The following is a 22,255-nucleotide window of genomic DNA, read 5'->3' as shown; positions in this document are numbered from 1 at the left end:
GAAATCAGATCTGCACACGGCAGGACAGGCAGCCGGGAGCCCCCTCCCGGCCGCCGGATGGTCTTCAGAGTTTCTCGTCGATGATCTTGGAGATCTCTTCAATCGACAGGGCCCCGGAATGCTTCTCGCCATTGATGAAGAAGGTCGGCGTCGCATCCACGCCGAAGTTCGCACCACGATCCCTCACGGCGTTGATGGCGTCAAGAAGTCCCTGGTTCTGCAGGCAGGCCTCGAAGGTTTCCTTGGTGAAGCCGATCTGCTTGGAGAAGTTGAGCATGGAGTTGTAGGGATCCGGAGTGAAGGCCCAGCTGCTCTGATCGTGGAACATCACATCCACGATGTCATAATACTTTTCTTCCGGTGCGCAGCGCGCCAGCATGAACCCGGCGGCGGCGATCTGGTCGAGCGGGAATTCGCGCAGCATGAAGCGCACCTTGCCGGTGTCGATATACTTGGTCTTCAGCTCGGGCCAGGTGGTCTTGTGGAAATGCGCGCAGTGGCTGCAGGTCATGGACGCATATTCAACAATGGTGACCGGCGCATCTTCCGCACCCATCACCTTGTCGCCCAGGGGACCCGGCTTCAGCAGCTCCTCGAGATCGACATCGGCAGCGAAGGCGAAGCCCGGCAGGGCTGCGAAGCTGACGGCAAGGGCGATGCCGGAGGCGGATTGAAGGAAAGTTCTACGAGAAACGCTCACGGGCCAATTCCTGTTGCTCAAGGTCCTTTTCGGGACGCCGTCCGGCCTCCCCGCCCGGATCCGGGCAAGTGTCTGTTTCCATGTGCCCTGTCCGGGAACATGCGTCAACAGGAGAGGAGAAATATGGCCTTTTCGGGAAAGGGCGGAGCCTCATCCGCAGGCATGAGACCAGCTCACACAGTCGTGAAGACAAAGGTCTTGCCTGAACGCGCCTTTGCCTGCTGCGACAGGTGCCGGAAAGGCGTCAGGAGCGCTTGCCCGCATCACCCCGGGCAATGACCCTCTCCCCGAGCTTGCGGAGAGCCTCGCGCAGGCGATCATCCTCGACGCCCTCGACCTGCCGGTCGAGCCGGGCGCGTTCTTCGCCGGTCAGCGGGCGTGGCGGCCTGGGGCGCGATTTCGGCCGGGGCATGACGGGCTTCTGGGCGATCTTGATGCGGCCCACGGCCGCCCAGCCGAAGAAGGCGTTGATGCGCTCGATGATCTGGCCGGTCTCATGGGAGAGCATCATGGCCGTCGGGCCATCAGTGTGGACAAGAAGAGTTGCCGGCTCGGCGATGTCCTCGCCATCGGCATCCTTGCGGCGCGACCAGATCAGCCGGTCGGGCTGGACCCTTTCGCCATAGCGGGGGCCGACGATCTCGGGCCAGGCGGCAACAATGTCCACCGAGGCAAAGCCACGCTTGCGGCACAGGGGTGTCATGGCCTTGCCGATGAGATCGGCAAGGGTCCGGGGCTTCTGGGGCTGCTGGGGCGTCCGGGGGGCAGCGGCGGGCGAGGCGTCGACGGACGCCGCCACCGGCTCGTCCTGCCGGGACGTCAGTGCCTGTCCGGATGTGACACCGAGCGCGCTGATGACTTGCCTCCTTCAATCGGCCCCGTGGGGCCGTTTTCGCTGCAGTCGACGGATTCGTCCATTCTGATCAGAACCTTCCCTTGGCATTGAGTCAGAAAAAAGACCTTTTCGCTGTTTTCGCGACGTGAGGCGAAAGTTTGCACCGGTTTTCCCCAGCCCCTTTGCTTGGGTGACTTGAAACATTCTTCGCGCCCGGCAGCATGGCGCCATGAAGACACCCACCCCCACTGCCGCATTACTTTCCTGGTACGATCGCCATGCACGCGTCCTGCCCTGGCGCACGTCGCCGGAGGACCGCAGCCTCGGCGTCCTGCCGGATCCCTATCATGTCTGGTTGTCGGAGGTCATGCTGCAACAGACCACTGTCGCGGCAGTGAAGGACTATTACACCGGGTTCCTGGCCCTCTGGCCGCGTGTGGAAGACCTTGCCGCCGCGCCTGAGGAGGACGTGATGAAGGCCTGGGCGGGGCTCGGCTATTACTCGCGGGCCCGAAACCTGAAGAAATGCGCCGAGACGGTGGCCTTCGAGCTGGAGGGCCGCTTTCCAGACACGGAAGACGGACTGAAGACCCTGCCCGGGGTGGGGCCCTATACGGCCGCTGCCATCGCATCGATTGCCTTTGACCGGCCGGCCGCCGTGGTGGACGGGAATGTGGAGCGGGTGCTCACCCGCTATTTCGAGATCATGACACCGCTGCCGGACGCCAAGCCCGAGATCAAGGCGCGGATGGCGGAGCTGACACCGGTCGAGCGGCCGGGCGACTTCGCTCAGGCGGTGATGGATCTGGGGGCCACGATCTGCACGCCGCGCAATCCGGCCTGCGGGCTCTGCCCCTGGATGGACGACTGCGCAGGCCGGATCGCCGGCACCGCCCCTTCCCTGCCCCGCAAGGCGCCGAAAAAGGCCAAGCCGAACCGGGCAGGTGCCGCCTTCGTGCTCGTGCGCGCGCAGGACGGGGCCGTGCTGTTGCGCCGCCGCCCGCCGAAAGGATTGCTCGGGGGCATGAGCGAGGTTCCCGGCACGATCTGGAGCGAGGACTTCGACGGGGACGGGAGCGAGGCGCTGACCCAGGCGCCCATCCCGGCCGAATGGCACAAGCGGCTGGCGCAGGTGACCCACACCTTCACCCATTTTCACCTGACCCTGACCGTCTACCGGGCAACCGCGCCTGCCGACTACCAGCTGCCCGAGGGACACTGGTGGTCCCCCCCTTCGGAGCTTGCTGGCGAGGCGCTGCCGACAGTGATGCGCAAGGTGGTGGAAACGGGCCTAACCTGAGGCCTGCCCGGGGACCGGAGGAACCTTCAAGGGCATTTGCGCCCGCAGGGATATAATCGGTCTCGAGGTTTCGTCGGACAGGCAATAATCGCCCGACGATTTCGCTTGCGAAATGCGCGGATTGAGCGCCTTAGCACAGCCAGTTCAACCGCTGGCTTTCAAGGCGCTTTTCCCGCATGTTCAACCACACGCTCCCGGCCCTCTTCACGAAGTCCGAAACCACCGAAATCATCCGTCTGGCGGAGAATGCCGGCCTTGCCCAGGGCGGTCTCGTCGGCGGCCAGCGCCACGACAATATCCGTCGTGCGCGCATCAACTGGCTGGATGATCAGGGGGATGCCGCCTGGGTGATGCGCCGCATTCTCGACGGGGTGGCCCAGGCGAACCGGGACAGCTTCCAGTTCGACATCACCGACTTCCTCGAGCGGCTGCAGGTTGCCGCCTATGACGAGACCGACGAGGGCCATTATGACTGGCATTCGGACATCGGCGACGGACCTCTGGCACGCCAGCGCAAGCTGACCATCGTCACCCAGCTGTCGGAAGGGGACAGCTACGAAGGCGGCGCTCTGGAGCTCTCTCTCGGCGGGCACGAGATCCAGGCCTCCCGCGACAATGGCTCGGCCATGGTCTTTGCCAGCTTCATGCTTCACCGCGTGGTGCCGGTGAGCAAGGGCCGCCGCTATTCCCTAACCTGCTGGTGCCACGGCCCGAGCTTCCGCTGAAAGCCTGCCCTGAAAGCGCGCCGTGGAAGCATACCGTGAGACCGTCTCCGCCGCATGTCCGGCGGCGGCCCACGAGATAATCGGTCGCTGGGGCTTCAAGGCAATCCCTGGGGGCCTGCGGCTGATGCGATGGCCCCTGCCCCGGATTTCGGATAGGCTGCCCCTGCCGGACGCGAAGTCCCGAGAAATTTCATGCCCTGCGCGCAAAGGGCACTGGACTTCCAAGTTAGAAAAGTTCTAAACTAGCTTCAACACCGACTTCTAGCGGAGGCTATGGCCATGAAAGGCAATGAGAAAGTCATCGAACGCCTGAACGAAGCCCTGTTCCTGGAGCTTGGCGCGATCAACCAGTACTGGTTGCATTACCGCCTGCTCGCAGATTGGGGCTATGCGCGTCTCGCCAAGAAGGAGCGCGAAGAGTCCATCGAGGAAATGCAGCACGCGGACAAGATCACCGACCGCATCATCTTCCTCGAAGGCCACCCGAACATGCAGAAGGTTGCGCCTCTGCGGATCGGTCAGGACATCAAGGAAGTCCTCGAGTGCGATCTGGCCGGCGAGTATGATGCCCGCGCCTCCTACTCCAAGTCCCGCGACATCTGCCGCGACGAAGGCGACTATGTCTCCATGGCGCTGTTCGAAGAGCTGCTGAAGGACGAGGAAGGTCACATCGACTTCCTGGAAACCCAGCTCGACCTTCTGGAAAAGATCGGCGTGGAGCGCTACGGCCTGCTGAACGCCGTGCCGGCCGACCAGGCCGAGTAACATCTTCCCGTCAGGGACATGAAAGAACGCGGCACCTCACGGCGCCGCGTTTTTTTGTGCCCTCAGGGTCAGGCTGCCGCTGCGGCCTTGGTCCAGGCGAATTGCTGGAAACGCTGGTCGGTCGGCGTCTTGGCCAGATGATTCGTGTAGTTGGACATGATCTTCTGGGAATAGCCCAGAACCACCTCGAGGATGTTGCGGCGGGTGAAGCCTGCGGCCAGGAAGGCTTCGACGGTCGCGTCGCTCACGAAGCCGCGCTCGCGCACCAGCGCCAGGGTAAAGGTCCGCAGGGCTTCCAGACGCGCGTTGGGCAGGGGCGTCTCGTCGCGCAAGGCGTTGGAAATCTCGTCGGACACGCCCATTGCCTTGGCAATGAGGGTGTGGGCGGGCACGCAATAGTGGCACTCGTTCTCGACGTTGATCGTCTGCCAGACGACCGTCAGCTCGTCCTTGTCGAGGGTCGACTTCTGGAACAGGCCATGGAGCACCTGATAGCCCTCCAGCAGTTCCGGAGATTCCGCCATCACCGCATGAAGGCCCGGGATCGATCCGAAGGCGGCAATCGACTTTTCAAGCAGCGGCTTGCTGGCGGCAGGGGCGGTGTCGAGATCATAGGCGGTAAATTGGGTCATGGTCTGTCTGGTCCTTCTGGGCCGGGCGCGCAGGTGCCCCGGCTTCAGGGCCTCATATGGGATCACTTTGAGTGATCACTCAATACAGAATTTGAGCGATCACTCAAATGTCATCGCGTCCGGCAGGTTGGACGAGACAAACCGGCCTTCAGGGACTATCTAGAACCTCATGCAACGCGCGCGACCATACGACCGGGACGAGGCCCTCGACGCCGCCCTGGGGCTCTTCTGGGAAAAGGGCTATCACGCCACCTCCCTCAAGGACCTCGAGGCCGTCCTGCGCATGAAGCCCGGCAGCATCTATGCGGCCTTCACCAGCAAGGAGAAGCTCTTCCTGCTGACGCTGGAGCGCTATTACGAGCGCTCGCGTGAGGAGTTCCGGTCTGTCGTGACGGAGGCACCCGGTCCGATGGCCGGGCTGAAGGCCTTCCTGAAGGCCGTCGCCTCCGCGGAGATCCGCAATCCGAAGCATCGGGCCTGCATGCTGGTGAAAACCCTGCTCACCACGACGACGGAGGATGCGAAGATTACCCGGACCGTGGACAGCTATCTGGAAGGCATGGCGCAGGAGATGGCCCATGTCTTTGAGCAGGCGAAGGCGGCTGGGGAGATCCGGGCCGACCTCGACCCGCGTCGGCTTGCCCGGCGCTTTCAGTCGGATCTGAGCGCACTGAAGATCGAGGCCTATCGGGATGCCCCGGCGGAAGAGCTCGCGCGCCGGGCGGACGAGCTGGCGCAGGATCTCGACGACCTGCGCCCGGCGCCCCACTGAGCCGCCTCACCGCTCCTCCTGCGAAAGCGGACGGATGCCGAGCCCCCTAGCCCTTCCAGACGAGGGACTGCAGGTCCTGCCTGTACCGTTCCTTGAATGAGACCAGAGCCTTGTTCAGGGCCAGCCCCTTGAGCCTGAAGCGATGGAAGCGCTCCGCAGGGCCAATGAAAGCCGCCGAGGAGACGTGACCGATTTTCCGCTTCGGCAATTTGGTGAGGTATTTCAATACAATATTCGCATGTCGCGCCAGATGGACCGCCACCATTGGAGGTGAGGAATTGACGCGAATACTCTCCAGGCCACGGCAGTCTTCCAGGGAAACGGCACCGTCAAAGAAAATACGGCTGAGGTTCTCCGAGGGTGTGGCGAAGAATTGCGTGAAATCGACGATCCGAACACGGCCGGGAAACGCCTGTTGCAGCGCCTGGGTGATCGGTTCCCAGGCGATCGGATTGCCCCGCAAGACTGCCCCCTGGACGGCGGGGCCCAGCGCTTGCGCATCGTAGCTGCTCACAAATCTGGAAAGGGAATAGGTCCCTCCCATTTTCACATACTGAACGTATGACGAGCTGATGAAATCGCAGTAATCACGGATGAAGAAGACTACATCTACCTCTATGCCGGTCCCTTCGATCAGGTACTGAAAGTTGCTCAGCCGGGCCATGAAATCTGGGTAGAAACCGTCACCCCTTTCCTCAAAGGGCAGACCGAAGATCGTCTCGTGGGAAAGAAGAACGGTTTGCTGACCGGTTTCACCAGACAGCTCTTCAAGGCGCTTCAGGAAGGCCTTCTTCAGCTTGCTGCGATCACATCCGGGGCGCGCACTCGTCAGAATTCGATGGATGGGGTCGACGTCTCCCCGTTTGATCAACCGGCGGGGACACGTCATCCCCAACCCGTTGAGCAAGGTCTCATGGCTGTAGAACCACCTTTGGAGCGACGTCGACCCCGTTTTCTGAGCCCCGGCGTGAAGTAAGATGCGTTTCAATTTGGCGTCCTGGACCCTGAAAACGAAGCGCGAAGCCGCCCTACTGGAAGGCGGTCTCGGCGAAGCTGCGGAGCTTGCGGGAATGGAGGCGCTCGCTCGGCATGTCGCGGAGCTTTTCCAGCGCGCGGATGCCGATTTCCAGATGCTGCGCGACCTGACGCTTATAAAAATCAGTCGCCATGCCCGGCAGCTTCAACTCCCCATGCAACGACTTGTCGGAGATGCACAGCAAGGTGCCGCAAGGCACGCGGAAGCGCAAGCCGTTGGCGGCGATGGTCGGCAGATCCTTGTCGAGCGCGTGGTCCTCGCGCACATAACCATGAGCCAGCACGTAGTCGCCGAGCTTCTGGCTGGTCCGCAGGCCGGCATCTGCGGCAGCCTCACCGGACCGGAAGCCTGGGACGGCCCTGCCTCGCCCGCATGGGCGATGACGTTGCCCGGCTCCACGAAGGCCTCGTAGCCGCTGTCCGGATCGGCGAGGAGCTCGTGCAACATGCGGCAACATCTCCCCTATCAGGGATGAGCTCGCGCCATGGCCGGATCTTCTGGCCAGAGGCTGAAGATCCGGGCAAGTCTCGCGCTTATTGACCATAAGCCGCCTTGATCGCCTTCACCGTGTTTTCCGTGTTGTTGATCGCGCTGGCGATCATGCGGAAGTTGGTGAGCGACGATGCGTAGCCGTTGTAATGCTCCGTAATCGCACCGGCCGTTGCATCCGTGACGACCATCACATCGAACCCGGCTTCGACCAGCCCGCGCATGTGGGATTCGGTGCAAAGGTTGGAGGACATGCCGGCCAGAATGACCTTGTTGATGCCCCGCTTGCGCAGCTGCAACGCCAGATCGTTGCTGTCCGGTCCGTAGACCTTGTGCGGGCTCGTGACAACGGTCTCGCCATTGTTGATATAGGCCTTGTAGCGATCCAGCCAGTCGGCGCCGGAGCCTTCGAAGCCGGTCATCTCGAGAGCCGACGGGCGGTCGAACATGCCGATGTTATGCATCAGCTTCTCCAGCGTGCCTTCGAAGTGCCACTTGTGGTCATGTTCGTAGTAGTAGTGCGGGGACACGAACATCGGCATGCCGGTTTCGTCGGCCACCTTCAACAGGGCCTCCAGGTTCTCGACCGTACCGTTTTCGGTGATGCTTTGGCCCACGACGCCCCAGGTCACGCCATCGGGGGACAGGAAGTCGTTCTGCGGGTCGGTGATCACGATGGCCGTGTCGTCGGTCGTGATCTGAAAGCCCGGCATCGGCAAGCCATCATTGATTGGCGGCAGTTTCGCCGTTGCAGCCCGAGAGGTTTCGGTCTGCCCATAGGCGAAGTCGGCTGCGGCATAAAGAAATGCTGTCCCTGCCAGGAACACCGGAAGGAGGGGATGCCACTTCAGTCGTGTCGTTCTCATGGTTGCCTCATCGATAAAGAGCGCGGTTCCAGATTTTGGACATCCGGATGGGAAACGGCCGAAGCGAAAGCAGACAGGTTTTGCTTCTCTCGCGTCCTTTTCATCCGGACGAATATTGGTATAAATCCGGGTGGGGCGTTCTTATTGTCGCTGCGTGTCAATGTTTGAACCGATGGCGTCAATCAGAAGTGAGAAAGAACTTGATTGCGCGCGACGGCAACACGCGCGAGGGGGGCGGTGTGCCGGAAGTCTCGGTTCTGTACGTGAAGAAGATGATCGACAACGCGAGTCCGGCCTGCGATCCGGAGGTGCTTTATGCGAGCATCGGACTGACCAGCAAAGCGGCAGCAGATCCGTCGAGAATGATAGCGGCCGAGGACTATTACGCCCTGCTGGAGACAATCGCGGCCCATGAAACCGGCGACATCCGGTTTCACATGGGAACCTCGACGTCAATGAAGTGCGAAGAATACGGCGCTGTCGGTCTCGCCTTCAAGTCGGCGCCGACACTGCGCCACTCCTTTTCGCGCCTCGACCGCCACGCCAGGGCTTTCAACAAAGTGTCGGTCTTCGAGCTGGCCGATGACGGCGATACCGTCCGATGGCTGCATCACAAGCGCGAACCGAGCCGCAAGGGGCTGTTTCTGTCCAACGAAGGCGCCCTAGCCACAATCATCACGCTATGCCGGGAGGCACGATCACCGGCTTTTTCTCCAAAAGCCATTCACTTCCGCCACCAGCCACTCGGATCGGAACAGGCCCTTGCAGACGTTTTTCGGGCCCCGATCACCTATGGCGCCGAGATTGATGCCATCGTGTTTTCGACCGAGGACGTCGACCGGCCCAACACCGTCGGCGACTGGAGCATCTGGAGCTTCTTTTCAAAGCACGTGGACGACGCTCTCTCGGAAGAAGACGCTGAAGACGCGCTGGAAAAAGAGGTGATCCAGGAGATTGCGGACCGGCTCAGCGACGGTGTGCCGTCACTCGGCGGGGTCGCGTCCAACCTCGGCATCGGCCCGAGAACCCTACAAAGGCGGATCGCCGACCGCGGCAAGACCTATCAGGCGCTGGTTGATGAAGCCCGGGTGAAGCTTGCGCAGGAACTGCTCGCACGGCCGAAATACTCTCTCGCCGACGTCGCCTTCATGACTGGCTTTTCCGAGCAGAGTTCCTTCACCCGCGCCTTCAAGCGCTGGCACGGCCTGACACCGAAGGCTTACCGAATGTCTCTGACGGAACGGGCGCCCTCGGTGTTTTGACCGGCTCGTGGCCCTACTGGAAGGCGGTCTCGGCGAAGCTGCGGAGCTTGCGGGAATGGAGGCGCTCGCTCGGCATGTCGCGGAGCTTTTCCAGCGCGCGGATGCCGATTTCCAGATGCTGCGCGACCTGACGCTTGTAGAAGTCCGTGGCCATGCCCGGCAGCTTCAACTCCCCGTGCAACGGCTTGTCGGAGATGCACAGCAAGGTGCCGTAGGGCACGCGGAAGCGGAAGCCGTTGGCGGCGATGGTCGCCGATTCCATGTCGAGCGCAATGGCGCGGGACTGGGAGAAGCGGCGCACGATGCCCTTCTGGTCCCAGAGTTCCCAGTTGCGGTTGTCGATGGAGCCGACCGTGCCCGTGCGCATGACGCGCTTGAGCTCATAGCCGTCATAGCCGGTAACCTCGGCCACCGCATCCTCCAGCGCCACCTGCACCTCGGCCAGAGGCGGGATCGGCACCCAGGTCGGCAGATCCTTGTCGAGCACGTTGTCCTCGCGCACATAGCCATGGGCCAGCACATAGTCGCCGAGCTTCTGGCTGGTCCGCAGGCCAGCGCAGTGGCCCAGCATGAGCCAGGCATGGGGCCGCAGCACCGCGATGTGGTCGGTGATCGTCTTGGCGTTGGAGGGGCCGACGCCGATGTTCACCATGGTGATGCCGGAGTGGCCCTTGCGCTTGAGGTGATAGGCCGGCATCTGCGGCAGCTTCACCGGACCGGAGGCCTGGGACGGCCCCGCCTCGCCCGCATGGGTGATGACGTTGCCCGGCTCCACGAAGGCCTCGTAGCCGCTGTTCGGATCGGCGAGGAGCTCGTGCGACATGCGGCAGAACTCGTCGATGTAGAACTGGTAGTTCGTGAAAAGCACGAAGTTCTGGAAATGCCCGGCGGCCGTCGCGGTGTAATGCTGCAGGCGATGCAGGGAATAATCCACCCGCGGCGCAGTGAAGGAGGCCAGCGGCAGGATGCCGTTTTCGGGCTCGTAGGTGCCATTGGCAATGGCATCGTCCATCACGGAGAGGTCCGGCAGATCGAAGACATCGGCCAGCGGCAGGTCCAGGTTCGCAGCGGCCGCTCCCCCTTCCACATGGGTGCCGTCATAGAAGGCGAAATGCAGCGGGATCGGCATCTCCGACGCCCCGATCAGCACCGGAATGTCATGGTTCTTCATGAGCAGCGAGATCTGCGTGCGCAGATAGTCGCGGAAGAGATCCGGGCGGGTGACGGTCGTGGCGTGATGCCCGGGGCCGGACACGAAGCCATAGGCAAGGCGGCTGTCGACGCGGGAATGGCTCTCGGTCGTTACGCGCACTTCCGGATAGAAGGCGCGGACCCGGCCATCGCGGTGCTCGCCGGCGATCAGCTTCTGGAAGGCGTCGCGCAGGAAGGCGGTGTTGGTCTCGAAGATCTCGATCAACCGGTCGGCCGCCTGGGTCGGATCGGTGAAGGCTTCAAAGGGAAACGCAGGGGACAGTTCGATCGGACGGGAGGCGGAGCCACTGCCGAAATAGGATGCGATGGACATGTCAGAACTCCAGATTCTTATTGTTATATCGTCAGCATCGGTTTCCCTTGGGTGAAGGTCAATCCCGGTTTTCTGAAGTTTTGACGACGATCCCCGCCCTTATGCCTCCACCCGCAGGTAGCCCGTGAGGCCGGTCTTCTGGTGCTCGATGACATGGCAATGGAAGGCCCAGTCGCCGGGGTTGTCGGCAACGAGCGCAACTTCCATCGTCTCGCCTTCCAGCAGCAGGGCGGTATCCGTCCACAGCGGCGGAAGCGGGCGCTTGTTGGAGCGCAGGAGCCTGAAGGTCATGCCGTGAAGATGGATCGGGTGATCGTTTGGTGTCTCGTTGCGCAGACGCAGGATATAGCTGCGCCCCTTGCGCATCACCGACAGGGGCCCGACCGGATCCGGCGTGTCCCCTTCCCAGGCGATGCGGTTGATGGACCAGAACGTATAGCCCAGCGAGCCGCAGACGCTGGCAATCGGCGGCGCGCCTTCCGGGGTCCAGCCGAAGAGGAACTCAAGTACCTCCGCATTCGCCAGATCGGGTTCGGAAATCGGATTGCGCGGCAGGGGCTTCAGCTCGTCGAGGGAGCGCCCGGCGCTGGCACCTACCGCACGGAAGCGGGCGAGAGGTTTCGGACCGCGCGCGCTCTGCCGGGTTAGAACCAACTCCTGTCCCTCGGTCGAGGGAACCCGCATGGCAATGTCGGCGCGCTGCCCCGGGGCCAGCAGGATGCCGGCGGCCGGCAGCGAAGCGGGAACCGGATTGGAATCGAGGGCGATCACCCTTGCGGTCTCGGGTGAGGCCGGCACGTCTGCATTCATCAGGTCATAGGTGCCCACCCGGGTCACGTCGGTGACCGCAAGGCGCAGCCGCACCAGAGATCCGGCAGGAAGATCATAGACCGGCTCCTGCTGCCAGTTGACCGTGGAGACCGTGCCGAGGGTGCCGCCGCGCGCCGCGCTGCGCGCCTTGAAGAGGTCAATGAACTGGCCGTCGCTGCCGAGGCGGAAGTCACGGATGTTCAGGGGCAGGTCCTGATCGAACCCGACCGGCTCCGCCTCCTCCACCACCAGCAGCCCCGTCAGGCCGCGCGCCATCTGGTCCAGCGTGTTGCAATGGGGGTGATACCAGTAGGTTCCGGCATCCTCCGATGTCAGCTCGTAGCGGAAGGTCTCGCCCGAATGGATCGGCGGCTGGGTCAGATAGGGCACGCCGTCGAAGCGATTGGGCACCCGCAGCCCGTGCCAGTGCACGATGGAAGCCTCGTCGAGCCGGTTCTCCACGTCGATCTGCACGGTCTCGCCCTGGCGGAGGCGCAGGACGGGCGGCATGGCATCGGCGGCGAAGCTCATCATGCCTTCGGTCACGGTTCCCGGCACCAGCGAGGCCCGGTAGGGGGCGATCACCAGCCTGTGGTCGGCCACGGTGGCCCGCGCTGCCGTCAACCCGCCAGCCGTGGCAGCCGCGAGCACGGCCCCTCCCCCGAGCAGGACTTCGCGACGCGACACGTTGGACATGGATGATCTCCTGGAGCTTTTCCTGAGCCGCTCTCTAGCACGGCCGGAGCCGCGCATGAAACCTGAGGCGTTCATTCCGCATATGCATTTATCGTAAACACGGAGCCGGCTTCCAGCCCGTGCGACTGCGGCATGCGGGCGCAGCGACTGGCTTGTGACAGGCGGGCAAAAAAAATTTCGCCACGCTCGCGCCCCTTCGTTTAACGATTGCCGAGGAGCTTTCGGCGCAATCATGCCGTGAAAACTGCGTATTTCCGCCAGTTTCCGGACAAGACAGTCAGTTAACCTCTTGTAAAGCCTTTACCAACGTAAACAAAGCATTGATTTTCATGAAATTTCGCCGTCCGGCACTTAACTCCTGATTTACCAAACTCGGTAACCATGACACTCGAAATTGCGTGAGGTAATGCGTCGCAATGAGAGTTCTGCGTACCGGGGTGTCCTCCGTGGCACCCCACCCCCATTCCGAGCCGGCCTGGCTCGACACGATCATGAAGGGCGACTGTGTGGCCGCCCTCAACAAGCTGCCGTCCAAGTCGGTGGACATGGTCTTTGCTGACCCGCCCTACAATCTTCAGTTGGGTGGTGATCTGCATCGGCCGGACCAGTCGAAGGTGGATGCCTGCGACGATCACTGGGACCAGTTCGAAAGCTTCGAGGCCTATGATGCCTTCACCCGCGCCTGGCTGCTGTCCGTGCGCCGCGTGATGAAGGATGACGCCTCTCTCTATGTGATCGGCTCCTATCACAACATCTTCCGCGTCGGCGCGATCCTGCAGGATCTCGGCTTCTGGATCATGAACGACATTGTGTGGCTCAAGTCCAACCCGATGCCGAACTTCCGGGGCAAGCGCTTCACCAATGCGCATGAGACGATCATCTGGGCCGTGAAGTCGAAGGACGCCAAGCCAACCTTCAACTACGACGCCCTGAAGACCTTCAATGACGACCTGCAGATGCGCTCCGACTGGCACTTGCCGCTGTGCACGGGCTCGGAACGTCTGAAGGACGACAACGGCGACAAGGTTCATCCGACCCAGAAGCCGGAAAGCCTGCTCTACCGGGTTCTGACTGCCTCGTCCAACCCGGGCGACGTGGTGCTCGATCCCTTCTTCGGCACCGGCACAACCGGGGCTGTTGCCAAGAAGCTTGGCCGTCACTTCGTCGGCGTCGAGCGCGAGCAGACCTATATCGATGCGGCAACCGCCCGGATCGAAGCCATCGAGTTCGGCCAGGGTGCCGGTCTGGAAATGCAGAAGGGCAAGCGTGCCGAACCGCGCATTCCCTTCGGCAACCTGCTGGAAAGCGGCATGATCGAACCGGGCACCGAGCTGACCTCGGCAAATGGCAAGCATCTGGCCATTGTGCGGGCCGATGGCTCGCTCAAGTCCGGCAGCTTCACCGGCTCGATCCACAAGGTGGGCGCCATGGTGCAGGGGCAGACCTCCTGCAACGGCTGGACCTACTGGCACATCAAGCGCGGCCGCAAGACCTCGCCGATCGACGATCTGCGCCAGGAAATCAGATCCCGTCTGCGCGCCTGACCAATCGGCGCGACCGGGCAAGACCTCGCGATCCCCGCGGGACAACGAACTGACCTCCTTCTCCCCCGGCATCGGCCTCCGATGTCGGGGGTTTTCTGATGCGGAGGGCCCTGCCCGCTCCTCAAGCAATGCCAGGGTGCGCGGGTCGCGGCACTCCTGGCACCCGCCGATCCGGTCTCAATCGAAGGCAACAAGCGCCTTGCGGCGGCGGCCGACGGCAAGGGTGAGCTGATCTTCGGCAGCCAGATCCCCGACCGCGATGCGGCGACGGGGATCCTCGACCACCCGGCCATTGAGGCGCACGCCGCCCCCTTCCACCAGACGCCAGGCGTCGCTGGTCGAGGTCGCAAAGCCCACATGCACCACGAGCTGCAGCAGGCCGAGACCATCGGCCAGATGCTGCAGGTCAAGGCGGTGGGTGGGGGCCGCGAGCTCCTCCTCCCCGGCGAAGAGCCGGTCGCCCTGTTCGCGGGCATTGCGGGCCTCTTCCGCCCCGTGGACGATCGCCGTCACCTGGGTCGCCAGGATCTTCTTTGCCTCATTCAGCTCCGCGCCCTGCAATTCGGAGAGGCGCAGCACTTCCGTCATGGGCAGTTCGGTGAAGAGGCGCAGGAAGCGCGGCACATCCGCGTCCGCCGTGTTGCGCCAGAACTGCCAGAAGCCGAAGGGCGAGAGATGCTCCGGGTGAAGCCACACCGCACCGGCCGCCGTCTTGCCCATCTTGGCGCCGGACGCCGTGGTGATGAGCGGCACGGTGAGGCCGAAGAGCTGCTTGCCATCGCCCTTTCGTGCCAGTTCCACCCCGTTGATGATGTTGCCCCACTGGTCGGAGCCGCCGATCTGCAGGGTACAGGCGTGACGGCGGGAGAGTTCCAGGAAATCCACGGCCTGCAGCATCATGTAGCAGAACTCGAGCACGGTCAGGGGCATCTGGGCCTCCAGCCGCGACTTCACGCTGTCGAAGGTCATCATCCGGTTGACGGTGAACTGGCTGCCGAAATCCCGCAGGAACTCGAGGAAGCGGAATTCGGTGAGCCAGTCCGCATTGTCGACGAGGAGCGCACCGTCCTCTCCGCGGAAGTCGATCAGCCGCTCGACCGAATGACGAATGCCGCTGATGTTGGCCGCGATCTGCTCGTCGCCCAGGAGGGGGCGCGCTTCATTGCGGAAGCTCGGATCGCCGACGCGCGAGGTGCCGCCCCCCAGCAGCAGGATGGGCCGGTGCCCCAGCTTCTGCAGCCAGCGCATGGTCATGAGCGGCATGAGATGGCCGACATGGAGGCTCGCGGCTGTCGCATCGAAGCCGGCATAGGCCGTGACCGGGCCGGCGGCCAGATTGCGGTCCAAAGTCTCGAGATCGGTGCACTGATGCACCAGACCGCGCTCCAGCAGAACCTGCAGGGCTTCGGATTTCAGCTTTGTGGCCGGTCGTCCGGCCTCGATCATGTGGGTGGTCATTTCGGGCATTCCTGACTGACTTTCTGGGGGGCCTGTCAGGTGCCTCATACGAAAAAGCCGCCTGACGCGGCGGCTTTTCGGGAGAGATCAGATGAACACGATCCTACGCAGCCGCCGATATGGAGGTCACGTAATAAAAATACACGAAGGATGCGGTCATCTGGGTCATGACCACGATATGGCGCCAGCGTGCCGGGCTTGTCAAGCGTGATGACCGAGCTGGTTGCGAAGCGGGTGAGACAGTATCCCTAGATGGTCATCCTCGGCCTCGTGCCGAGGATCCAGCTATGTGCCCGCAGACTGGGTGCTCGGGACAGGCCCGAGCATGACGATGGAGAGGGGAGGCCGTGTGGAGGGAGCGGGTGAGCATGACGGCGGAGAGTGCAGCAAGGCACATCGTGGCTGGCATGAAAAAGGCCCGGTCTTGCGACCGGGCCTTCGTGTTTCGTGACAGCGTTGCCGATGTTATTCGGCGGCTTCCGCCGGGGCCGGGGCTTCCCACTTGAGGACCGGCTTGCGGGCGGCAGAGGTCTCGTCGAGACGACGGCGCGGCGAGAAGTAAGGCGCGCCGGAGAAGCGGTCGGTCTCGCCGTTCCTGGCGCTCATCACCAGATCCCGCAGGGTTGCGACGAAGAGGTCGAGGGACGCCCGGCTTTCGCTTTCGGTCGGCTCGATCAGCATCGCCCCATGCACCACCAGCGGGAAGTACATGGTCATCGGGTGATAGCCCTCGTCGATCATCGCCTTGGCGAAGTCGAGGGTGGTGACGCCCGTGTCCTTCAGGAAGGTGTCGTCGAAGAGCACTTCATGCATGCAAGGGCGCTCGCCGAAGGGCAGGCTCATGAGGTCCTGCAGGCCGACGCGCACGTAGTTGGCGTTGAGCACCGCATCCTCGGAGGCCTGACGCAGGCCGTCGGAGCCATGGCTCAGCATGTAGGACAGCGCGCGCACATACATGCCCATCTGGCCGTGGAAGGCGGTCATGCGGCCGAAGGGCTGCTCGCCGGCTTCCAGGGCTTCCGGGGTTTCCACCAGCACCGGGCCGTCTTCACCCTTGCGGATGAAGGGCAGCGGCGCGAAGGGGGCCAGGCGCTCGGACAGGACCACCGGACCGGAGCCCGGGCCGCCGCCGCCATGCGGGGTGGAGAAGGTCTTGTGCAGGTTGATATGCATCGCATCGACGCCGAGATCACCCGGACGCGCCTTGCCCACGATGGCGTTGTAGTTCGCGCCGTCGCAGTAGAAATAGGCGTTGGCCTTGTGGATGGCGTCGGCGATCTCGATGATCTCGCGTTCGAACAGGCCACAGGTGTTCGGGTTGGTCAGCATGATGGCGGCAATGTCGCCCTCGTGCTCGGCGATCTTGCGCTTCAGGGCTTCGAGGTCGACGGTGCCGTCCTCGTCCTTGGCATCGATGGACACCACCTTGTAGCCGAGGAGGGCCGCGGTCGCCGGGTTGGTGCCATGGGCGCTTTCCGGAACCAGCACGATCTTCGGATCACGGCCGGCCGCCTTGTGGGCCGCCTTGATAGCCATCATGCCGCACTGTTCGCCATGGGCGCCGGCCTTCGGGCTCATGGCCACGGCGGTGGTGCCGGTCATGGTCATCAGCCAGTGCGCCAGGGTGTCGATCAGCTCGACGGCGCCCTTGACGGTGGAGAGCGGCTGCAGCGGGTGAATGTCGCCGAAGCCCGGCAGACGCGCCATCTTCTCGTTCAGCCGCGGATTGTGCTTCATGGTGCAGGAGCCGAGCGGATAGAGCCCGGCGTCGATCGCGTAGTTGTTGCGCGACAGGCGCACGTAGTGGCGCATGGCTTCCGGCTCGGCCAGGCCCGGCAGCTCGAGGGCCGCCTTGCGCTCATGACCGCCGAGTTCCATCTCGAAGGCGTCCGGCATGTCGAAGTCGACGCCGGTCGTGTCGAAATGGCCGAATTCGAAGATCAGCGGCTCTTCCATGTCGAGGGCACGGTTGCCGGTGAAGGTCTTCGGGGTATAGCTCACGGACGTGTCGCCGGCAGAAGTCGGGCGTCCCTGGGTATTCATGCTCATGCCAGCACCTCCTTGAGGGCTGCGACGAGGGCGTCGCGATCGTCGTCGGTGTTCACTTCGGTGTTTGCGATGACCAGAAGGTTCGCAAGCTCGGCCTTGCCCGGAACCAGGCGGGAAACCGGCACGCCGGCCAGGATCCCCTTGGCGGCAAGGGCTTCCACGACCGCATCGGCCGCCTTCGGCAGCTTCACCGTGAACTCGTTGAAATAGGCGCCGGTGAGGACCTCGACACCGGCAACCGAGGCCAGCGCCGTCTTCAGCTTCACCGCATTGGCGTGGCAGATGGTGGCCATCTGACGCAGGCCCTTGGAGCCCAGCAGCGACAGGTGAATGGTGAAGGCCAGGGCGCACAGACCGGAGTTGGTGCAGATGTTGGACGTAGCCTTGTCGCGGCGGATGTGCTGCTCGCGGGTGGAGAGCGTCAGCACGAAGCCGCGCTTGCCGTCCGCGTCGGTGGTTTCGCCGCAGAGACGGCCCGGCATCTGGCGGATGTACTTGGACCGGGTGGCAAAGAGGCCGACATAGGGGCCGCCGAAGTTCAGGCCGTTGCCGATGGACTGGCCTTCGCCGACGACAATATCGGCGCCCTGGGCCCCGGGGGGCTCGATCAGGCCGAGGGAGACCACTTCCGTGAAGACGGCGATCAGCAGCGCGCCGCACTCGTGGGCCTTGGCAGCGATCGGCTTCAGATCGACGATCTGGCCGTAGAAGTTGGGCGACTGGACGACGACGCAGGAGGTTTCCTTGTCGATCTGCGCCAGAATGTCCTCGGTGCCGGCCGGATCGGCCGGCAGAGAGACGACATCATCGTCGGCCAGATCGGCAAGACCCTCGACCACGGCGCGGTACTGCGGGTGCAGACCACCGGAGAGAACGGCCTTCTTGCGCTTGGTGACCCGGTGCGCCATGAGCACGGCTTCGGCGGTGCCGGTGGAGCCGTCATACATGGAGGCGTTGGCCACATCCATGGCGGTCAGGCGGGCAACCTGGGTCTGGAACTCGAAGAGATACTGCAGGGTCCCTTGGGTGACTTCCGGCTGATAGGGCGTGTAGCTCGTCAGGAACTCGGACCGCTGGATCAGGTGATCGACGGTCGCCGGCACGTGGTGCTTGTAGGCGCCTGCGCCGACGAAGAACGGCACGGAGGAGGCCGGTACGTTCTTTGCGGCCAGCGCGGAGAGCTGACGCTCCACCTGCAGCTCGCTGGCGCGGCGCGGCAGATCCATCAGGTCGTTGAGCCGGGCCTTCTGTGGGATGTCGGCAAAAAGATCATCAATGCTGTCAACGCCGATCCGGGCGAGCATGTCGGCCCGGTCCTGGTTGCTCAGGGGAAGGTAGCGCATGGTCAGCGGTCCCTGTTGGTTGTTTCGTTTTCGTTCGTTGTCAGCTCAACGAGCTGGAAATAGTCCGGCAATACGGCCTTCGCACGATCCGTTGCGTCGTCATGCTCGGCCTTGTGCCGAGCATCCAGACTGTCAGGCTCCAAGAGCTGGATCCTCGGCACAAGGCCGAGGATGACGACCCCGCGGAGAAGCCCTACCCCGCCATCACCACCGGATGGGCTGCCACGACGATCTCGCAGGAGACCGAGTTGGCGATGAAGCACAGGGCATGCGCTTCCTCGTGCAGCTCCACCATCAGGGCGGGATCGGGAGGGATCGCGCCTGCCAGAGTGAGGACAGGGTTGAGGGTCACCCTGGTGATCCCCATACGCTTCGGATGGCTGTCCGGATCGATCACCTCCATGAGGCCTTCCGCGTGATCCTCGTAGCGCAGCACCTTCACGCCCTTGCGCCGGGCAATGTCGATGAAGGTGAGCATGTGACAGGAGGACACGGCGGCAAGGAACGCCTCTTCCGGATCGACACCCGCGGGCGAGGACCAGGGCAGAGGCACCACGGAGGGCGAGGCCGAAGCGGCCACCTCGGCACCACCGTCGAAGCGCCAGACATGGGCCCGGGAATAGCGACCCTTCTCAAGGTCGCCCTCCAGGCTCCACAGCACTTCAGCGGTGTGAAGGTGGCCGGTCATGGGATCAGAGCGTGTCCACGTAGGCCTTGTAGGCGGTAGCGTCCATCAGGTCGTCCAGCTGGGACTTGTCGGCGATCGACATCTTCCAGAACCAGGCACCGGCTTCCGGATCCTCGTTGACCATGGCCGGCGCGTCGGCCAGCGCATCATTAGCTTCGGTCACTTCGCCATCGATCGGGGCGTAGACTTCGGAAGCAGCCTTCACGGATTCCACGACGGCGGCTTCGTCGCCCTGAGAGAGAGCCTTGCCGCCTTCCGGCAGCTCCACATAGACGACGTCGCCGAGCTGGCCCTGGGCGTAGCTCGTCACGCCAACGGTGGCGATGTCACCGGCAACGGCGATCCACTCGTGGTCCTTGGTGTAAAAGGTGGTCATGTTCAGCGTCCTGTTTTTCTGGAAGTTCGGCTCTCAGGCCTTGGGTTTGCGGTAGTAACGGTTGGGCACGAAGGGCATCTCGACCACTTCGGCAGCCAGCGGCTTGCCGCGCACCATGAGGTCGAGGCGGGTGCCCGGGGTGCCGTGTTCGGTGGCGACATAGCCCATGGCGATGGGGGCGCCGACGGTCGGGGCGAAGCCGCCCGAAGTCAGGGTGCCCACCAGAATGCCATCGGGGGTGCGGATCTCGGCGCCTTCCCGGGCCGGCGCACGGCCTTCGAGCTTGAGGCCGACGCGCAGACGGCCGGGGCCATCCTTCAGCTCGGCCTGGATGCGTTCGGCTCCGGGGAAGCCCCCCTCCTCCCGGCGGCGCTTCTGCATGCAGAAGGTGATGTTGCCTTCGACCGGAGAGGTGGTGGTGTCGATGTCGTGGCCATAGAGGCAGAGGCCGGCTTCCAGGCGCAGGCTGTCGCGGGCGCCCAGGCCGATCGGCGAGACCCGCTCGTCGGCCAGAAGGGCGCGGCAGATGGCTTCGGCTGCGCCTGCGGGCACGGACATTTCCACCCCGTCCTCACCGGTGTAGCCGGCGCGCGCCACATGAACGGCAATGCCGTCGAATTCCATGGGGGCTGCGGTCATGAAGGCGAGATCGGCGGCGGCGGGCGCATGGGCTGCGACCACGTCCACGGCCTTCGGACCCTGAAGAGCGATCAGCGCGCGGTCCTCGATGATTTCCAGTTTCACGTCAGCGGGCAGATTGGCGGCCAGGTGGGCGTAGTCCCCGTCCTTGCAGGCGGCGTTGACGACGATCATCAGCTTGCCGTCCTCGGCCGGATCGAGCGGGCGCGTGACCATCAGGTCGTCGATGATGCCGCCCTCGGCATTGAGCAGCACGGTGTAGCGCTGACGGCCATGGCCGAGCTCGACGAAGTTCGAGGGGGTCAGGGCTTCGAGCGCGCGGGCGGTCGTCTCGTGATCGGGACCGATCAGCAGGGCCTGACCCATGTGGGACACGTCGAACAGGCCGGCGCTGTCGCGGGTGGCCTTGTGCTCGGTCATGATGCCGGCAGGATACTGCACGGGCATGTCGTAACCGGCGAAGGGCACCATGCGGGCGCCGAGCTCCACATGGAGATCGTAAAGGGGAGTTTTCTTCAGCGCGCCTTCGCCATGAGCATCGGCCATAGAGGTACCTCGAACAGATAAGGGCTTCACACGGACAGGCGGCTCCCGTCATCTTGCGATGACCGCGAGCGTTTCCTTCCGTGCCCCCTCTGTCCGATCTACCTGAGAGATTTCCCGCGCACCCGGTCCACGGGCGTTACGCGGTTACTCCTTCGGTGAGCTTCTCCGGAGACGGTTGACCGATCTTCCGGATGACTGCTTTCCAGAGCGCTTATGTCCCGAGCGGTCCTTTTGCCTGAGAGTTTCCGGGGCGGTTGCTCCTTCGGCGCCGGTGTCTTGCAGCCGGCCTCTCCCGCTTGGGTCGGTTCGACGGACCCCCTCAGCCATGGCTGCGGGACCTTCCCTCGACGGTTCGGAGACGACCCGAACCGAACCGGGCGCAAGTCTTTCCTGCGCCCGAAGTCTTGTCAATATGGCGAGGCCCTGCCGTCAGCGGCGGGCCAGCGCCTTCTCGTCGAAACCAACAAGAATCTGCATTTCGCTGTCACGCGGCACAACGAAGCTGGAGTCCACCATGGTCCAGGCTTCGCTCGGCGTGCCGGCCCCGAGCGTCACGGGCACATTGAGCACCTGATCGTAGACCGCCTTTTCATCTTCGACCGGCGTGACGATCATCACCTTGACCGGCAGCAGAACTTCGCCGCCCTTCCAGGCCGGGCCCGGCGTGACGTGACCGGAGACACCCACCTTGATGCGAACCTGATCGGTGCCTTCGCGGGTGCAGCCGCGCGCCCAGTCGGACACGGTCGCCTGATAGAGCAACTTGCGCGGATCCTCGTCCGCGTTGCGCTCGAAGTTCATGATGAGATGGGTATTGGGAATGAGGCGGATCGACGGGCAGTAGAGATCGGCGGCATAGGCCTCCGGATCGATCTGATGCGGTGCGCCGCCGCCGGAAATGATCTTGGTCAGGGCGGAACGGTTGTCGCCGGACGAAGCCGCCGCAGGGCTTGCCGAAACACCAGAGGGTCCGCCAGCCACTTCCGGACGGTCGCTCATGCATCCGGCCAGGGCGAGAGCCACCCCGAGGGTTGCCGCACGCGCCAGTCGGGACGCCAAAGGATTCAGTGTTTCAAAGCCCTTACCCATCACCGGCTCATCACTCCCTGCTTCTGTCCGAAAGGGTCATAGCAGGTCCGTTTCGCCTTGGCGAGGGGAAGACGCGCGCTCGGGCCCGCAAGTTCGCCGCCAAAGGGCCG

The 22,255-nt window shown here is 63.6% G+C and carries 20 protein-coding genes, 1 pseudogene and 1 riboswitch; of the genes and pseudogenes, 6 read left to right on the top strand and 15 right to left on the bottom strand.

What is annotated here, in order from left to right; translation table 11 throughout:
• Positions 1 to 64 precede the first annotated feature (64 nt).
• Both FR728_RS02095 and FR728_RS02090 read right to left on the bottom strand, forming a co-directional pair.
• Positions 65 to 700, bottom strand: a complete 636-nt coding sequence (locus FR728_RS02095; RefSeq protein WP_149891000.1) for a DsbA family protein — start codon at positions 698 to 700, stop codon at positions 65 to 67.
• Between the two features lie 244 nt (positions 701 to 944).
• The gene (locus tag FR728_RS02090; RefSeq protein WP_208998619.1) at positions 945 to 1,499 is read right to left on the bottom strand and encodes a DUF721 domain-containing protein; all 555 of its coding nucleotides are present in this window, start codon (positions 1,497 to 1,499) and stop codon (positions 945 to 947) included.
• 265 nt (positions 1,500 to 1,764) lie between these two features.
• Here FR728_RS02090 and mutY point away from each other — a divergent pair, with 265 nt between their 5' ends.
• The 3 genes from mutY to bfr all read left to right on the top strand — a co-directional run bounded on the left by mutY (position 1,765) and on the right by bfr (position 4,325).
• Positions 1,765 to 2,835, top strand: a complete 1,071-nt coding sequence (gene mutY, locus FR728_RS02085) for an A/G-specific adenine glycosylase (RefSeq protein ID WP_149890999.1) — start codon at positions 1,765 to 1,767, stop codon at positions 2,833 to 2,835.
• A 176-nt stretch (positions 2,836 to 3,011) separates the two neighbouring features.
• Positions 3,012 to 3,560, top strand: a complete 549-nt coding sequence (locus FR728_RS02080; RefSeq protein ID WP_149890998.1) for a 2OG-Fe(II) oxygenase — start codon at positions 3,012 to 3,014, stop codon at positions 3,558 to 3,560.
• A gap of 279 nt (positions 3,561 to 3,839) precedes the next feature.
• The gene (bfr, locus tag FR728_RS02075) at positions 3,840 to 4,325 is read left to right on the top strand and encodes a bacterioferritin (RefSeq protein WP_149890997.1); all 486 of its coding nucleotides are present in this window, start codon (positions 3,840 to 3,842) and stop codon (positions 4,323 to 4,325) included.
• 68 nt (positions 4,326 to 4,393) lie between these two features.
• On the opposite strand, the gene FR728_RS02070 is transcribed toward bfr, so the two are convergent.
• The gene (locus FR728_RS02070; protein WP_149890996.1) at positions 4,394 to 4,957 is read right to left on the bottom strand and encodes a carboxymuconolactone decarboxylase family protein; all 564 of its coding nucleotides are present in this window, start codon (positions 4,955 to 4,957) and stop codon (positions 4,394 to 4,396) included.
• A 169-nt stretch (positions 4,958 to 5,126) separates the two neighbouring features.
• Here FR728_RS02070 and FR728_RS02065 point away from each other — a divergent pair, with 169 nt between their 5' ends.
• Positions 5,127 to 5,729 carry a TetR/AcrR family transcriptional regulator gene (locus FR728_RS02065; protein WP_149890995.1) on the top strand — a complete coding sequence of 201 codons (603 nt, stop codon included), beginning with the start codon at positions 5,127 to 5,129 and terminating at the stop codon, positions 5,727 to 5,729.
• Positions 5,730 to 5,775: 46 nt separating this feature from the next.
• Here the strand turns inward: FR728_RS02065 and FR728_RS02060 are convergent, their stop codons facing one another.
• The 3 genes and pseudogenes from FR728_RS02060 to FR728_RS02050 form a co-directional block, all read right to left on the bottom strand.
• Positions 5,776 to 6,717, bottom strand: coding sequence for a hypothetical protein (locus FR728_RS02060; protein ID WP_149890994.1), 942 nt, complete (start codon positions 6,715 to 6,717; stop codon positions 5,776 to 5,778).
• Positions 6,718 to 6,757: 40 nt separating this feature from the next.
• A pseudogene (locus FR728_RS02055) lies at positions 6,758 to 7,212 on the bottom strand (hypothetical protein); the annotation flags it as partial.
• A gap of 86 nt (positions 7,213 to 7,298) precedes the next feature.
• Complete coding sequence (locus tag FR728_RS02050; protein ID WP_149890993.1) at positions 7,299 to 8,120, bottom strand: cysteine hydrolase family protein; 822 nt, start codon at positions 8,118 to 8,120, stop codon at positions 7,299 to 7,301.
• Positions 8,121 to 8,320: 200 nt separating this feature from the next.
• Here FR728_RS02050 and FR728_RS02045 point away from each other — a divergent pair, with 200 nt between their 5' ends.
• Positions 8,321 to 9,382 carry an AraC family transcriptional regulator gene (locus FR728_RS02045; RefSeq protein ID WP_188318759.1) on the top strand — a complete coding sequence of 354 codons (1,062 nt, stop codon included), beginning with the start codon at positions 8,321 to 8,323 and terminating at the stop codon, positions 9,380 to 9,382.
• A gap of 13 nt (positions 9,383 to 9,395) precedes the next feature.
• Here the strand turns inward: FR728_RS02045 and FR728_RS02040 are convergent, their stop codons facing one another.
• Both FR728_RS02040 and FR728_RS02035 read right to left on the bottom strand, forming a co-directional pair.
• A complete protein-coding gene (locus tag FR728_RS02040) occupies positions 9,396 to 10,907 on the bottom strand; it encodes an AMP nucleosidase (RefSeq protein ID WP_149890991.1) in 1,512 nt (503 codons plus the stop codon).
• Between the two features lie 99 nt (positions 10,908 to 11,006).
• Positions 11,007 to 12,413 (bottom strand): multicopper oxidase family protein, encoded by a 1,407-nt coding sequence (locus tag FR728_RS02035; RefSeq protein ID WP_149890990.1) that lies wholly within the window; start codon positions 12,411 to 12,413, stop codon positions 11,007 to 11,009.
• Positions 12,414 to 12,829: 416 nt separating this feature from the next.
• On the opposite strand from FR728_RS02035, the gene FR728_RS02030 reads away from it, so the two are divergent.
• Positions 12,830 to 13,957 (top strand): site-specific DNA-methyltransferase, encoded by a 1,128-nt coding sequence (locus tag FR728_RS02030; RefSeq protein ID WP_149890989.1) that lies wholly within the window; start codon positions 12,830 to 12,832, stop codon positions 13,955 to 13,957.
• A 177-nt stretch (positions 13,958 to 14,134) separates the two neighbouring features.
• Here the strand turns inward: FR728_RS02030 and tyrS are convergent, their stop codons facing one another.
• The 7 genes from tyrS to FR728_RS01995 form a co-directional block, all read right to left on the bottom strand.
• Complete coding sequence (gene tyrS / locus FR728_RS02025) at positions 14,135 to 15,415, bottom strand: tyrosine--tRNA ligase (RefSeq protein ID WP_149890988.1); 1,281 nt, start codon at positions 15,413 to 15,415, stop codon at positions 14,135 to 14,137.
• Between the two features lie 465 nt (positions 15,416 to 15,880).
• Positions 15,881 to 17,464, bottom strand: coding sequence for an aminomethyl-transferring glycine dehydrogenase subunit GcvPB (gene gcvPB, locus FR728_RS02020; RefSeq protein WP_149890987.1), 1,584 nt, complete (start codon positions 17,462 to 17,464; stop codon positions 15,881 to 15,883).
• Entirely contained in the window at positions 17,461 to 18,807 is a 1,347-nt protein-coding gene (gcvPA, locus tag FR728_RS02015) for an aminomethyl-transferring glycine dehydrogenase subunit GcvPA (RefSeq protein ID WP_149890986.1), read from the bottom strand. The genes gcvPB and gcvPA overlap by 4 nt, the downstream gene beginning before the upstream one ends.
• A gap of 193 nt (positions 18,808 to 19,000) precedes the next feature.
• Positions 19,001 to 19,495: an OsmC family protein gene (locus FR728_RS02010; protein WP_149890985.1), complete on the bottom strand. Its 495-nt coding sequence runs from the start codon at positions 19,493 to 19,495 to the stop codon at positions 19,001 to 19,003.
• A gap of 4 nt (positions 19,496 to 19,499) precedes the next feature.
• Entirely contained in the window at positions 19,500 to 19,871 is a 372-nt protein-coding gene (gene gcvH / locus FR728_RS02005; RefSeq protein ID WP_149890984.1) for a glycine cleavage system protein GcvH, read from the bottom strand.
• Between the two features lie 33 nt (positions 19,872 to 19,904).
• Positions 19,905 to 21,056: a glycine cleavage system aminomethyltransferase GcvT gene (gene gcvT, locus FR728_RS02000; RefSeq protein WP_149890983.1), complete on the bottom strand. Its 1,152-nt coding sequence runs from the start codon at positions 21,054 to 21,056 to the stop codon at positions 19,905 to 19,907.
• A 213-nt stretch (positions 21,057 to 21,269) separates the two neighbouring features.
• A riboswitch (glycine riboswitch) is annotated at positions 21,270 to 21,361 on the bottom strand.
• A 124-nt stretch (positions 21,362 to 21,485) separates the two neighbouring features.
• A complete protein-coding gene (locus FR728_RS01995) occupies positions 21,486 to 22,055 on the bottom strand; it encodes a hypothetical protein (RefSeq protein ID WP_208998618.1) in 570 nt (189 codons plus the stop codon).
• Between the last annotated feature and the right edge of the window lie 200 nt (positions 22,056 to 22,255).

The sequence above is a fragment of the Roseibium aestuarii genome (assembly GCF_008477545.1).
In the GTDB taxonomy this organism is placed as follows: domain Bacteria; phylum Pseudomonadota; class Alphaproteobacteria; order Rhizobiales; family Stappiaceae; genus Roseibium; species Roseibium aestuarii.
Note: the sequence above shows the minus strand (reverse complement) of the source record. Positions and strands in the feature narration are given on the sequence as shown.

Excerpts from the sequence above, each read along its gene's own strand:
- bfr (WP_149890997.1), top strand. The coding sequence starts at position 3,840 with ATGAAAGGCAATGAGAAAGTCATCGAACGCCTGAACGAAGCCCTGTTC.
- gcvPA (WP_149890986.1), bottom strand. The coding sequence starts at position 18,807 with ATGCGCTACCTTCCCCTGAGCAACCAGGACCGGGCCGACATGCTCGCC.
- gcvPB (WP_149890987.1), bottom strand. The coding sequence starts at position 17,464 with ATGAGCATGAATACCCAGGGACGCCCGACTTCTGCCGGCGACACGTCC.
- tyrS (WP_149890988.1), bottom strand. The coding sequence starts at position 15,415 with ATGACCACCCACATGATCGAGGCCGGACGACCGGCCACAAAGCTGAAA.
- FR728_RS02080 (WP_149890998.1), top strand. The coding sequence starts at position 3,012 with ATGTTCAACCACACGCTCCCGGCCCTCTTCACGAAGTCCGAAACCACC.
- mutY (WP_149890999.1), top strand. The coding sequence starts at position 1,765 with ATGAAGACACCCACCCCCACTGCCGCATTACTTTCCTGGTACGATCGC.
- FR728_RS01995 (WP_208998618.1), bottom strand. The coding sequence starts at position 22,055 with ATGAGCGACCGTCCGGAAGTGGCTGGCGGACCCTCTGGTGTTTCGGCA.
- FR728_RS02065 (WP_149890995.1), top strand. The coding sequence starts at position 5,127 with ATGCAACGCGCGCGACCATACGACCGGGACGAGGCCCTCGACGCCGCC.
- FR728_RS02030 (WP_149890989.1), top strand. The coding sequence starts at position 12,830 with ATGAGAGTTCTGCGTACCGGGGTGTCCTCCGTGGCACCCCACCCCCAT.
- FR728_RS02040 (WP_149890991.1), bottom strand. The coding sequence starts at position 10,907 with ATGTCCATCGCATCCTATTTCGGCAGTGGCTCCGCCTCCCGTCCGATC.
- gcvH (WP_149890984.1), bottom strand. The coding sequence starts at position 19,871 with ATGACCACCTTTTACACCAAGGACCACGAGTGGATCGCCGTTGCCGGT.
- gcvT (WP_149890983.1), bottom strand. The coding sequence starts at position 21,056 with ATGGCCGATGCTCATGGCGAAGGCGCGCTGAAGAAAACTCCCCTTTAC.
- FR728_RS02050 (WP_149890993.1), bottom strand. The coding sequence starts at position 8,120 with ATGAGAACGACACGACTGAAGTGGCATCCCCTCCTTCCGGTGTTCCTG.
- FR728_RS02070 (WP_149890996.1), bottom strand. The coding sequence starts at position 4,957 with ATGACCCAATTTACCGCCTATGATCTCGACACCGCCCCTGCCGCCAGC.
- FR728_RS02035 (WP_149890990.1), bottom strand. The coding sequence starts at position 12,413 with ATGTCCAACGTGTCGCGTCGCGAAGTCCTGCTCGGGGGAGGGGCCGTG.
- FR728_RS02010 (WP_149890985.1), bottom strand. The coding sequence starts at position 19,495 with ATGACCGGCCACCTTCACACCGCTGAAGTGCTGTGGAGCCTGGAGGGC.